General features: G+C 45.1%; 11 protein-coding genes. 7 read left to right on the forward strand and 4 right to left on the reverse strand.

What is annotated here, in order from left to right; all coding sequences use genetic code 11:
- Window positions 1–108 precede the first annotated feature (108 nt).
- On the forward strand, window positions 109–1,755 hold the full coding sequence (locus tag P364_RS0134505; RefSeq protein WP_024634497.1) for an extracellular solute-binding protein: 1,647 nt from the start codon (window positions 109–111) through the stop codon (window positions 1,753–1,755).
- A 146-nt stretch (window positions 1,756–1,901) separates the two neighbouring features.
- Here the strand turns inward: P364_RS0134505 and P364_RS0134510 are convergent, their stop codons facing one another.
- On the reverse strand, window positions 1,902–3,512 hold the full coding sequence (locus P364_RS0134510; protein ID WP_024634498.1) for a response regulator: 1,611 nt from the start codon (window positions 3,510–3,512) through the stop codon (window positions 1,902–1,904).
- Window positions 3,493–5,244, reverse strand: a complete 1,752-nt coding sequence (locus P364_RS0134515; protein ID WP_024634499.1) for a sensor histidine kinase — start codon at window positions 5,242–5,244, stop codon at window positions 3,493–3,495. The genes P364_RS0134510 and P364_RS0134515 overlap by 20 nt, the downstream gene beginning before the upstream one ends.
- 335 nt (window positions 5,245–5,579) lie before the next feature.
- Here P364_RS0134515 and P364_RS0134520 point away from each other — a divergent pair, with 335 nt between their 5' ends.
- The 3 genes from P364_RS0134520 (at window position 5,580) to P364_RS0134530 (ending at window position 9,093) form a co-directional block, all read left to right on the forward strand.
- On the forward strand, window positions 5,580–6,503 hold the full coding sequence (locus tag P364_RS0134520) for an ABC transporter permease (RefSeq protein ID WP_024634500.1): 924 nt from the start codon (window positions 5,580–5,582) through the stop codon (window positions 6,501–6,503).
- A 40-nt stretch (window positions 6,504–6,543) separates the two neighbouring features.
- Window positions 6,544–7,440: a carbohydrate ABC transporter permease gene (locus tag P364_RS0134525; protein ID WP_029881537.1), complete on the forward strand. Its 897-nt coding sequence runs from the start codon at window positions 6,544–6,546 to the stop codon at window positions 7,438–7,440.
- 102 nt (window positions 7,441–7,542) lie between these two features.
- The gene (locus tag P364_RS0134530) at window positions 7,543–9,093 is read left to right on the forward strand and encodes an extracellular solute-binding protein (RefSeq protein ID WP_442952306.1); all 1,551 of its coding nucleotides are present in this window, start codon (window positions 7,543–7,545) and stop codon (window positions 9,091–9,093) included.
- Window positions 9,094–9,169: 76 nt separating this feature from the next.
- Here P364_RS0134530 and P364_RS37220 read toward each other — a convergent pair whose 3' ends face one another.
- Window positions 9,170–9,433 carry a hypothetical protein gene (locus P364_RS37220; RefSeq protein ID WP_081718287.1) on the reverse strand — a complete coding sequence of 88 codons (264 nt, stop codon included), beginning with the start codon at window positions 9,431–9,433 and terminating at the stop codon, window positions 9,170–9,172.
- A 96-nt stretch (window positions 9,434–9,529) separates the two neighbouring features.
- On the opposite strand from P364_RS37220, the gene P364_RS37940 reads away from it, so the two are divergent.
- Window positions 9,530–9,778 (forward strand): hypothetical protein, encoded by a 249-nt coding sequence (locus P364_RS37940; protein WP_024634504.1) that lies wholly within the window; start codon window positions 9,530–9,532, stop codon window positions 9,776–9,778.
- Window positions 9,779–9,815: 37 nt separating this feature from the next.
- On the opposite strand, the gene P364_RS37225 is transcribed toward P364_RS37940, so the two are convergent.
- Window positions 9,816–9,944 carry a DUF4023 family protein gene (locus P364_RS37225; protein WP_036664828.1) on the reverse strand — a complete coding sequence of 43 codons (129 nt, stop codon included), beginning with the start codon at window positions 9,942–9,944 and terminating at the stop codon, window positions 9,816–9,818.
- 207 nt (window positions 9,945–10,151) lie between these two features.
- Between P364_RS37225 and P364_RS0134550 the strand changes: the two genes are divergently transcribed.
- Together P364_RS0134550 and P364_RS0134555 are read left to right on the forward strand one after the other, a co-directional pair.
- The gene (locus P364_RS0134550; RefSeq protein ID WP_024634505.1) at window positions 10,152–10,910 is read left to right on the forward strand and encodes a TrmB family transcriptional regulator; all 759 of its coding nucleotides are present in this window, start codon (window positions 10,152–10,154) and stop codon (window positions 10,908–10,910) included.
- A gap of 105 nt (window positions 10,911–11,015) precedes the next feature.
- Window positions 11,016–12,179: an MFS transporter gene (locus P364_RS0134555; protein ID WP_024634506.1), complete on the forward strand. Its 1,164-nt coding sequence runs from the start codon at window positions 11,016–11,018 to the stop codon at window positions 12,177–12,179.
- Window positions 12,180–12,360: the final 181 nt, after the last annotated feature.

Consider the following 12,360-nt stretch of genomic DNA (forward strand, 5'->3'; position numbering starts at 1 on the left):
TCTGGGGATAACAGCGATCAAAAGGTTGTTCTGCTATCGGAGTGCAGCGTTTAATATTCATTAGTTCATCTTATATACCTCACGGGAGGAATAAAAAGGGGGATTCGCATGAACATGTCATTAAAGAAATTCTCATTGTTAACGTTAACCATGGTGCTGGCAACTACGCTTGCAGCCTGTTCATCCGGTACGGGTAGCGCGGAGAATGAAACCCAGCCGAACAACACACAGCAGGATGCCGGAGGTCCGCTTACGAAATATGATCCACCCATCAAATTAACATCAACTATGAATGAAACCGGAAAAGAATCCCTTGCTGAGGGTGATACACACGCCAATAACATTTGGACCCGGGGATACAAGGACGAGCTGGGTATCGATGTCACCTACGACTGGATTGTTCCGGATGCCAATTATAACGACAAAATGAACGTCACCCTGGCTAGCGGCGATTTGCCAGATGTACTCAAAGTGAGTGCTGTTCAATTCGAGCAGCTGCATGAGGCGGGAATGCTGGAAGATCTGACTGAGGTTTATGATAAGTATGCATCGGATCTGGTCAAGGAGTTTATGTCCGCTGAGGATGGAGCAGGTTTGAAGCCAGTAACGAAGGACGGCAAGATATATGCGATGGTAAGCTTTCCAGGCTCGCTGGATTCCTCGGATATGATCTGGATTCGCCAGGATTGGTTGAAAAAGGTCGGGCTTGAAGCGCCAAAATCTATGCAGGACGTCATCCAGATTGCAGAAGCTTTCACCTTTGAAGATCCGGACGGAAATGGTAAAGATGATACGTACGGTATTGCACTAAATAAGGATTTGCCTATTAATGCGTTCCTGCTTGGTTATCATGGTTATCTCGAAACCTGGATGAAGGATGCTTCAGGCCAGGTTGTGAATGGTACGATTCAACCTGAAGTGAAGGAAGGATTACGTGAGCTGCAAAATCTGTACCAGAAGGGTGTGCTCGATCCCGAGTTTGGCGTTAAGGACTTTACGAAGATGATGGAAGATGTGAATGCAGGCAAGTCAGGCATGTTTTTTCTGCCACAATGGGCGCCATTTCAGGTTAGCAGCATGATCAAGAAGGATAAAAACGTGGACTGGTTGCCTTATCCGGTTCAATCGATCGACGATCAGCCTGCCAAAACGCAGAACCACCTTAGCTTGGGCGGCATATTCGCCGTACGTAAAGGCTATGAGCACCCGGAAGCATTGATCAAGCTGCTGAACTTCCAGGCAGAGAAAATGTTCGGTGAATCTGCCAAGGCAGAGCGCGCTGCGTATTTGAACGGGTTGACCGGACTTGGTTTTCATAATGCGACCGTATCCAATTTGCCTGCCAACAAAAACGTAAAAGCACAGGATGAAGTGGAGCAGGCGCTCAAAACGGGAGATACTTCCGGATTAGAGCTTGAAGCGAAGCTGTTCTACGATGACATTATGGATTACCGTAATGGTAATCTGGATAAGTGGCATATGGAACGTATTTTTGGACCGGAGAGCTCGCAGGGCGTCATTAAATATTATCGGGATAACGACCTGATTGTCATGAATGAGTTTATCTACGCACCAACGAGAACCATGAACACGAAACAGGCAACCCTGGATAAGCTGCGCGCGGAGACGTTTCTGAAAATCATCTACGGCAACCTGTCTATTGATGAGTTCGATAGCTTTGTTGCCAATTGGAAAAAGCTTGGTGGGGACCAAATCACTCAGGAAGTGAATGAAGTCATTCATGCGAATAAGTAACGAAAAGTTGATGCACAGCAAATGCCACTCTGCGTACAATACGCAGGGTGGCATTTTTATGGTGGAGGACAGGAACATATGGATCAGAAGAATCAGATTCACAAACCAGGTTATAACCCTGCGTTATTCCGCTTCAGGTCTGAAGATCATCCTGTTTCATGAGCGCCATCCCGGTGCTTCTTACGATATTCATTGGGACTGCAGCCCATCTCTTGCTTAAACAGCTTGGTAAAGTGTGAGTAGTTGGTATAGCCAACATGTCCCGCAATGGCATGGACTGATTGTGAAGTCGTTTCCAACAGCTGGCGAGCGGCTACAAGACGGGTATGTATGACATAATTTCCAAGTGAGATTCCCATCTCTTTCTTGAACAGACGTGCGAGATAGTCCGGATTCAGATAGACCATTTCCCCCAGGTTATTCCTCGTTAGATCTTCCCCGTAATGAGTACGTATATAATGGGTAATCTCATGTACAACCGACTTCGGCTGCTCGGCAACATTCAGGTAATCCGCAGCGGTATTAACGAGATAGGCTATGTAGGATTGCATATCTTCAATAGAATACAGAGATTGCATGAACAATTGATCATTCGTTTTGCCCATATACAGCTTGTGGACCTCAATCCCTTTGCTCTTCAATTGGGCATAGACAAGCTGTACCAGATCGAGACGCAACAGGCTGAGCACGGCAGTACCGACCACCCCTTCACGAACAAGTTGGTGCATATAACGAATGGTTTCATCCATAAAGGCCTGAAAGCGGTTCTCATTCAGCAATTGCTCCAGCAATGCCAGATCAGGCGGTGTGTAATTCAATTCAGGCGTGCTGTAGTTCTTCAGAAAAAAGGTCTGGTTGCGGTGTTTGATTCGTTCTTCATTCATTAGAAGCAGCTCGTTGATCGTGTGACGAATCTGACCCAGTGGCAGAGAAAAGCCGATACTACAGCAGGCATCCGACTTCAGGTAATTATTAACCTCCGGGATAAACGAACTGCACATGGATTCGATCAGTGGTGCATCGGGTGCTCTGTTCCATTTTAAAATAACCATCCAGTTATGTTCCTTGATCTCGGTAATGGCTTCAATGGAGAAGAGAGCGTCCTGAAACCGTTCAACCATCACATTCAAACAAGCGTAATCGAACAGGTTCTTGTCGGTCTTGCCCAGGGTGCCATCATACGGAAACAGGTTAACCAGAATAGGAAGAAATAGATCCGTTGTTTCATAGGGCAGATTTTGTTCTGTCAAAAAGGCAGAGACGTCGGCAGGGCCGGAAGGAAAGGCTTTACCAGAGATCAGCCTGCGCCAGCTGTCCTCAATGAGCTTGCTACGGTTTTTTTGCCACAGTTCACCCTCATGAATGGCTTTCGCAATGAACTGCTGATCTCGGGCTTTGGCAACCGCTTTTTGAATAATAAGAGTCAACTTGTCAAACTCAATAGGCTTCAGGAAATAATCAAAGCTTTGCAGTTCGATTGCTTTCTGGGCATAGTTGAAATCGGCATAGTTAGTGAGAAAAATTGTCTGTACACTATGTGATTCCTCCCGGACCCATGCCAGCAGTTCAAGTCCGCTTCCCTGGGGCATCTCAATATCGCAAATGAGGATCTGAACAGGATGGCTCTGTAAAATCTCCTGGGCCTGCGCAATGTTATAGGCTGTGAATATGGTGTCGATGCCAAGGCTCTTCCAGTCAATTTTCTTTTCCAAAGCCATGACGACAAAGTAATCATCATCAACCAGCAATGCATTCATGGTTTGTCACCTCTCCCGTAGTATCTGAATTCAGTATCATTTTGGGTAAGGAAAGCGTGATCCGAGCGCCACTTGCGTCGTTTGCAAATGTAATATTCGCTTCCTCTCCATACAGCAACTCCAAACGTTGGATAGTATTCATAATGCCAATTCGGTTGCCGCCAGTTTGTTCGAGCGCTTCTCCACGCATGAGTGCGTCAAGAACATCCCGGCTAAAGCCTGGACCTGTATCCGAAATTTGGATGAGCACATGATCGCCATGTTCTTGACGTTCTTCCGTCACAGATAAAGTAATACATAATTCCCGGTCCCGGGAGACCCCGTACTTGACGGCATTTTCAATGAATGTCTGAATAACAAGCGGTGGCACAGCGATGCCCGTAATAACCTCTGGCTGTTCAATTCGATAGGAAAAAGCATCTCTATAACGTGATTTCTGGATGTCCAGGAATGTTCTCACATGCTCAATCTCATTCTCCAGAAGAACGAAATTCTCCCCACTTTGAAAGATATAGCGGAAATATCGGGATGTAGCCAGAGCCATGCTCTCAATTTCTTCGTACATCTGCATCTGTGCCATACTGTACATGCTCGTCAGACAATTCAGGAAGAAGTGGGGCTTAATCTGTAACTTCATATAATCCAAACGTATTTTTTGTTTCTCCAATTCCTGCTCGTAGCGATCAATCTTGAATCGTTTAATCTGGCCCACCAGTTCCTTGAACTGTGCATTGACCTGTTCCAGTTCCATAATTCGGCTGCTCTTAAAGTCTGTAGCTTCGTCACCTTCGTTAATACGCGCCAGATTTTTGGAAAATCGCTGAATGGGAACCAACAGATTTTTTCTGAAAAACAACATAATTGCGCTTAACGAGGACGTTACGATCAGAAAAAGCAGCATAATGAGCAGCTGAGCCACCATAATTTTCTCGAATGCGCCAAACTTGATAACCATATGTGCGCTGAATGCCGCATTGGAGAAGTCACTGCTCACGACATTGTGAGACTGGAACAGATCAAGAAATGAATGTCTCTCTTCCGGTATGTGATCCCCGCCGGCAGGCCCGGAAAGTTGCACTCCATTCTCGTCAACGAGAGAGGCGTATCCGTTAGCACCCAGATTAATCTGCCGGAGAGGGGAGATCAGATCATCCGCGGATATCAAGGCAATCAGATAACGGTTGTAGTACGGCACAATATTGATAAGATAAGAAGTGCCGTTCACGTGAATCGGTGTCCAATGGGAATAGAACTTCTCATAGACAGCTTTATCGTGGGTCAGCGTAATGATCTGTTTTTTCACTTCTGCATAATCCGAATAGGAGATGCTTATTGGCGCGCAGTTGAGGAAATATTCACTATTCTCCAAATAATAAAAGAAATTGTACGATTGCCCGTAGTTTCGCTGTAGTTCGGCGAAGAGCATATGTAGTTTTTCATTGGCCTTCAGGAACGGAATACTGTTTACACCATATGTATTCATGTTGTCGAGATTCTCGTCATTGGCAAGTGTCCATCCCATGAAATGATTAATGTACGCAAAATCGTGATTAATGCGATTGATGTACAGATCGGCCGCATCCTGCAAGTATTGGGTGGATTGCTGCTTCACCATAGAGATGGAAGCAATGCTGATGACCAGATCCAGAATGAACACGACAAATGAAATGACGAACATCATGCGGATATAATGCCGAATGGGGTAGGGTTTAATGACGTTCAGGTTTGCCATAAGCAATGCACCACTTTCTTGATTCCTTGGTTATGAATGCGCTTTAATATCTCAGGAATAGTATAAAACCTTTGTTTGAAAAAAGCATAAAGATTTGCGTTTTTTGATTCATAAGTCCGAAATACACACACGAAAGTCTGGATAACGATATGATTTTTGCTCCCAAGTGTTTCGGTTACTCGTGAACTTGAACAATGGAACCATAGAAGTCCGAATAACGTCCGTAGCGGTCCGATAAACCGAATGTGATGGGGTTTATACTGAAGCTATTCCAGAGATGAGAGGTCCAGGGGGAAAGCAGCATCAGTATAGATTACAGGAGGGAAGGAAGAACCATGAGGACCAATCCATTATATATCGGAAAAAGGCTAGAGAGAATCAGGCGAAACTGGGGCCTTTACGTCCTGCTTTTTCCAGCAGTTCTGTTGACTCTATTATTTGCCTACAAGCCAATGTACGGCGTATTAATTGCGTTTAAGGACTACAGTCCGGCCATGGGTATCGGAGACAGCCCTTGGGCTGGATTCAAATACTTTGAGAAGTTTTTTCATTCCTATCAATTCACCAATACGATTCGCAATACACTCGTGATTAGCTTGTACAGTCTGGCTACCTTTCCGATTCCGGTTATGCTTGCACTACTCGTGAACCAGATGAGATCGGGGAGATTCAAAAGGTTTTTCCAGACCATTTCGTATATGCCCCATTTTATTTCAACCGTAGTGATGGTGGGGTTAATGCTGATCCTGTTCTCACCAAGTACCGGGCTCGTAGGTAACATGTATCAGCTTTTTGGAGCGGAAGCACCGGATCTAATGGGTTCATCCGCTTTATTCAGCAGTGTATATGTCTGGTCTGATGTGTGGCAGCATGTTGGCTGGGACAGCATTATCTATATTGCTGCACTGTCTGCCGTAGACCCAAGTCTTTACGAAGCGGCAACGGTTGACGGAGCAAGTCGATGGCACAAGGTTCGATATATCGATATTCCGATGCTGCTGCCAACGGTCATCACGCTGCTTATTTTACGGATGGGCGGATTACTCGGGGTTGGATTTGAGAAAGTCTATCTGATGCAGAACGACTTGAACATTCTCTCCAGTGAGATTCTGTCTACGTATGTTTACAAAATCGGTCTGCTGAGCAGCCAATACAGCTTCTCCTCGGCGATCAACCTGTTTAACACGGTTATTAATTTCATTTTGCTTATTCTGGTCAACCAGTTGTCCAAGAAATATAGTGAAAACAGTCTATGGTAGAGGGGAGAAAAACAAGATGAGCGTTATGGAACCGGCAGCAATGAACAGAACTCCCCGTACCAAACGTCGTGCACCCTTTTCGGTTGCAGAAGTCGTGCTGTATGCCTTTGCTGTTCTTTTTCTGATTGCTATCATTTACCCGATCTATTTTATTGTCATCGCCTCCTTCAGTGATCCTTCATCCGTGGCTAACGGACAGGTGTGGCTGTTTCCCAAAGGCTTTACGCTGGAAGGGTATAAGGAACTGCTGCGACACGAGAATATCTGGATTGGATATCGCAATACCATTCTGTATACGGTGGTGGGAACACTTCTCGGACTTGTGGTTAATATTTCGGCGGCTTATGCTTTATCCAGAAAAGACCTGGTCGGACGAAAGTTTTTCTCACTGTTTTTTATCTTTACGATGTTCTTCAGCGGAGGATTGATTCCAACCTTCCTGACGATCCGCGACTTCCATCTCTACAACACGTTTCTCGTGATGGTGCTTCCATTCTCTGTGGTGGTTTTCGACATGATCGTTGCCCGGACATTTTTCCAGACCAGCATTCCGGGGGATCTATGGGAAGCTGCCCAGATCGATGGCTGTGGGAACCTGCGGTATTTTGTACTGATCGTATTACCGCTGTCCAAAGCAATCATTGCAGTCCTCGGACTATGGATTGCTGTAGGATATTGGAATTCATATTTTAACGCTCTGATTTATTTGAAAGATCCGAATCTCTATCCGCTTCAATTGATTCTGCGCAATATCCTCATCACGAATCAGATGCAGTCCGGCATGGGTACAGGAGAAGCAGCACAAGTTGCCCTGCGCCTTGCCAATTTGATGAGGTATTCCGTTATTATTATCGCTACAATTCCGATCATGTGTGTGTATCCGTTCATCCAGAAGTACTTCAATCAGGGGGTGATGATCGGCGCCGTGAAGGAATAAGGCAGGTTGAAATTCATTACGAATCAAGGGGGTTCCCAAATGGGGAAAAAGATAGGCAAGAAATTATTTACCAAAATGAGCAGCGTGCTTCTCGCGTCGGTCATGTTGGTCAGCGTTGTTGGCTGTAGTAGTGGAAAGGGTAGTGAACCTGCAGAGCCTACAATATCAAGCGACTTCAATCAGGAAGGTCTGCCGATTGTCAATAAACCGGTTACACTCAAGGTACTGACGGTTCGCTGGGGAAATATGGGCGACACCTTTACTCAGAACCAATGGCTCAAGGATTTGGAGAAAGATTCCAATGTGAAGATTGAGTGGCAGGTGATGTCTTCTAATGACTGGGGTGAACAGAAATCCATTATGCTTGCCAGTGGCACGCTCCCGGACATTATTCTGGGCGACCAGGTGTTTAGTGATTCGGACATTGTAAACAACCTGAGCTATTTCCGCCCATTGGATGAATATATTGACTCGTATATGCCCAACTTGAAGGCGGCTATGGAAGAGACGCCAGACATGAAGAAAATCAGTACATTTCCAGATGGAAAAATCTACTCCATGCCAACCAGACTTCCTTCCCGTCCAAAAAGCCGGAACCAGCCTGTAATCAACAAGGCATGGCTCGATAAGCTGGGCCTGAAGGCACCAACAACAACCGAGGAACTGTATCAGGTATTAAAAGCGTTTAGGGAAAAGGATCCGAATGGTAATGGCAAAAAGGACGAAATTCCTTACACGGAAACGGGACTGAATGTGGATTTTCTGAATCCGTTCGGGATTACGGACATTAATGCCAGCAGCATGATTGTCCAGGATGGAAAGCCCGTGTTCTATCCAACAACCGACGCCTATAAAGAAGCTCTTATTTATACCAATAAGCTCTATTCTGAGGGACTGATTGATCAGGAACTGTTCACACAGGACAACACCATGACATCAGCCAAATGGCAAAATGCAGACATCCCAATCGTCGGTTTCAGCAATCAGTGGACACCTGATGCGGTATTTGGCAAATGGAGTGAACAATATGAAGCCATTGCTCCCATTGCCGGACCTGACGGCAAACGCTATCAGCCGGGTGACCCCGGCGGCATGAACCTGGCCCGGAACGAACTGCTTATTACGACTTCATGCACTGTTCCTGAAGTAGCTGCACGCTGGGCTGATCAGTTCTATTCCAATGAAGCCAGCATCCAGAATTTCTGGGGTGCCATCGGAACGGTAATCAAGAAAAACGATGATGGCACATACACACTCATGGACCCGCCGGCAGGCACCAGCGCCGATGCATGGTACTGGGATCAATCCCTGCGTGACTTTGGTCCCAAATATGTAAGCCCTTCCTTTGAAGAGAAAATCAAACTTAATCCGCAGGCAGGCGACGGACTCAAACTGCAAATCGATCAGCTGGGCAGTGCCGATGTAACGACACCTTATCCGAAGGTCATGTACAATGCAGAAGAGTTCCAGGAGCTGCCAACGCTGACAACGGATATTGATGGTTACGTGGCAACGATGCGTGCCCAGTGGGTAACGAAGGGCGGTATCGAACAGGGCTGGGATGCTTATATCAAAAAGCTGAATGATATGGGACTTGAACAGTTACTGACCATCCGTAACAATGCCTTCGAGCGTTATATGAACGTCAAATAGGCTCGAATCAGCCGTTCATTTCTTGAAATACAAACAGGTGCGCTTCCGAGTTGAAGGAAGGCACCTGTTTATTTGTTTATGATCTGCGTTTTAACAATAAGACGCCACTGATATTTGATGTTTTTTTACGATATACCACTTTGAATCCGATATCATTGTCCAGCAAGCAGTTTAAGGCATTGATCAGCAATGCACCAGGTACCAGTGTGAAGGTACAAGGGGAAGTGTTTCCGATCACACGCACACTTTTGATTCTGCGCGGTGAACCGGGAACGAGCGGATTTCTGGACCAATAGATCAATACCAAATCCGGTTGTGGAACAGCTTTTGCACAAGCCATCCTCATCATCTCTTTTCTATTAGAATTCTTTATAGTAAATGAAAAGTAGATGAGGAAGGTGCTAGACAAAAGACGCTATGTTTGAGAAATGGGGCAATGATCAAGTTGCCAATAAGGCAAATCCCATGCGACATTACATTAAATGCCTTTCTTCGGGATAATAACGGAACAGAGATGTCTTCCAACGAAGGGGTTAAAATATCGGATGACAGTAACTCGCTAAAAGCGGGGGATCGTGAGCCTAGATCGTTTGATTACTTTGGGCCGCCGCTGAATCACAGATTGTTGAAACAGGATCTCTTCCCAGAGATCCTGTTTGTTGTGCTGGAACAACGAGGAGCATAGTATATCCACTCTTTCATTGCAGCAGTTCATGTAGGCCCTACTTATTTGTGCTGTGCTGCTTCGCTGGCAATTTATCTGTTGGTGTTCCCTTGCCATTGTTTTTGTTATGACGTGCTTTCTCGGCATTTTCGTTTACCTTCTTCACAAAATCATGGGTGCTTTCCATGTCTGAGGATACCTCCTTTAAAATTAAAATGTGCAGCCTGGATCTTAATATAACCACGGAGAGATCATTATATTTTGGAAGCTCGATCTCGACTTCATTTCACAATACAGCCATGACAGAGGCATGTGGGATAAACTGGACATGCGAAGGTAAGGCGTCTACACTGTATAGAAAGATACAAACAAGAAGGGACGGGCCGATCGGACCATGTTGCAGAAATTTGGTTTTACACAATATGAAAGTCAGGTATACGAGGCTATATTTGCGCAGGACCAACCACTGGATGCTACATCCATCGTCAATTCCTCCAATGTGCCCAAGGCCAAAATATACGAAGTGCTTAATCGGCTTATTGATAAGGGAACAGTCCTAACAACGATGCATGGGAAGAAGAAATTGTATATGGCGGTTGATCTTCAGTCCATTATCCTCAAAATAAGGGCCGACTTTGAGAAGGATATTGAGGAGTTGAAGACTTATAAAATCAAACGTACATTCACGGATGAGCATATCTGGACATTAAAGGACGCATCATCCATTGCATCAAATATTGAACAGCTTATTGAAGAAGCCGACTCATCCATTCTTTTTCTGGCCTGGAACGAGCAAATGGACCAATATCGGGAGCTTTTGGAGCAGAAAGAGGCTGAAGGGATTCATGTGGAGGTTCTGGCTGTAGGAGGATTACAATCGTCTCTAACGCATAAATATTCGTTAATTCCCATGCTTGAGGACAGTAAACTTGAACCTTCGCAATTGATCATTGTGGATTATGCCTATCTTTTGTTTGCCGGTATTGAGCATGACTCATGGAAGGCGATCAAGACGACATCCAAACCAATTGTTAAAGCAATGACGGATTACTTCTATCATGACGTCGCACTTACTCAAATTACCAAAAAATATGGTGACCAGCTGCTTCAGGACGAAGAAATCGCACGTCTGCTGGCGCGTTTAATTTATTGAACCATATATCGAAAAGCTATTCTTTCGGAGAATAGCTTTTTTGTATTGAAATCTTTTCTTTGTTAGGTTACTATCGTAGTTGTAACTTTCGAGGAGGATTCAAAAATGAACAAAAAAGTATATGTCCTTGCAATCGCGGCTTTTGTGGTTGGCACCGTTGAACTCATTTTAGGCGGGATTCTGGACTTGATTGCGACAGATCTTCATCTAACCTTGGCAAAAGCCGGGTATTTAATCTCCATCTTTTCCCTTGTCTATGCGATATCTGCGCCTATTTTGTTAAATATGACGGCCAGATTTGAGCGTAAAAAAGTATACATGTGTACTTTATTCGTTTTTTTGATTAGCAATCTGATCTCTGCATTCAGTGCCAACTTCTATATCCTCATGGCTGGAAGAGCACTGGGAGCCGCAACGGGCTCACTAATTTTTGTCCTGTCTCTGACGCTTGCAGCTCGCATTGTGGAGCCTCAGTATAAAGGGCGTGCCGTGGGAATAATTACGATGGGAGGAAGTGCTTCACTGATCTTGGGTGTACCTATTGGAATCTTTGTGGGTAACCTCGCCGGATGGCGTGAAGTGTTTATGTTAATTGCACTTCTGACTGCAGTAGTTATGGTTGCCATTGGCATCGCCATGGAACGTGTGCAGCCGATTCCAGCCGTATCATTGAAGAAGCAGCTTGCTGCTCTATGGAATCCAAAAATGCTGGCGATCCATGTTACCACATTACTTGTGCTCGCAGGACATTTGACGTTATATGCGTATTTCACACCATTTCTTCAGGAATCGCTGGGAGCCAGCTCAACAATGGTCACCTTTATATATATGATGTTTGGAATTGCAGCTGTGGCAGGGGGAGGAATCGGCGGCATATTATCAGATCGTCTGCACCCGGCCAAAGCCATTGTCATCGTGCTGATACCCTTTATCGTGAGCATGGCGGTTATTCCATTTAGTACCGGATTGCCTTTGATTGCTTTCTTGATCTTGCTAAGTATCTGGAGTGCGTTAAGCTGGACGGTTACCCCGGTACAGAATAGTCTGATTATCAAAACCTCACCGGCAACGGCTGAAACGTTGATTAGCACCAATTCGGGGATTGCACATGCTGGCATTGCTCTGGGAACCTATATTGGCGGGGTAGTTATCGATCATTCGTCCATTATGTATACCGGATGGGTGGGATCTGTTCTGATCCTGATGGGTCTCGTGTCAGCCATTTATGCAATTAGTCGCAAGGAGCAAACGGTTCAGGCGGCTGGATAAAGCGTTAATTTAAATGTTGTCTGTGCAAACTGCTCTATATTGTATTACTTCAGCAACCCACTCAAATCCAATAATTTATTGGATTTGCAGTGGGTTTTTAAATAATATTACGCATAATATCTCTGTATTCAATTTGTAAAAGAACTTGATTTATTTAGGTTATCCCATATAATTATTATAG

The sequence above is a fragment of the Paenibacillus sp. MAEPY2 genome (assembly GCF_000499205.1).
In the GTDB taxonomy this organism is placed as follows: domain Bacteria; phylum Bacillota; class Bacilli; order Paenibacillales; family Paenibacillaceae; genus Paenibacillus; species Paenibacillus vandeheii.

Coding starts and splice junctions, on each gene's coding strand:
- P364_RS0134505 (WP_024634497.1), top strand. CDS start 109: ATGAACATGTCATTAAAGAAATTCTCATTGTTAACGTTAACCATGGTG.
- P364_RS0134510 (WP_024634498.1), bottom strand. CDS start 3,512: ATGAATGCATTGCTGGTTGATGATGATTACTTTGTCGTCATGGCTTTG.
- P364_RS0134515 (WP_024634499.1), bottom strand. CDS start 5,244: ATGGCAAACCTGAACGTCATTAAACCCTACCCCATTCGGCATTATATC.
- P364_RS0134520 (WP_024634500.1), top strand. CDS start 5,580: ATGAGGACCAATCCATTATATATCGGAAAAAGGCTAGAGAGAATCAGG.
- P364_RS0134525 (WP_029881537.1), top strand. CDS start 6,544: ATGAACAGAACTCCCCGTACCAAACGTCGTGCACCCTTTTCGGTTGCA.
- P364_RS0134530 (WP_442952306.1), top strand. CDS start 7,543: ATGTTGGTCAGCGTTGTTGGCTGTAGTAGTGGAAAGGGTAGTGAACCT.
- P364_RS37220 (WP_081718287.1), bottom strand. CDS start 9,433: ATGGCTTGTGCAAAAGCTGTTCCACAACCGGATTTGGTATTGATCTAT.
- P364_RS37940 (WP_024634504.1), top strand. CDS start 9,530: ATGATCAAGTTGCCAATAAGGCAAATCCCATGCGACATTACATTAAAT.
- P364_RS37225 (WP_036664828.1), bottom strand. CDS start 9,944: ATGGAAAGCACCCATGATTTTGTGAAGAAGGTAAACGAAAATGCCGAG.
- P364_RS0134550 (WP_024634505.1), top strand. CDS start 10,152: ATGTTGCAGAAATTTGGTTTTACACAATATGAAAGTCAGGTATACGAG.
- P364_RS0134555 (WP_024634506.1), top strand. CDS start 11,016: ATGAACAAAAAAGTATATGTCCTTGCAATCGCGGCTTTTGTGGTTGGC.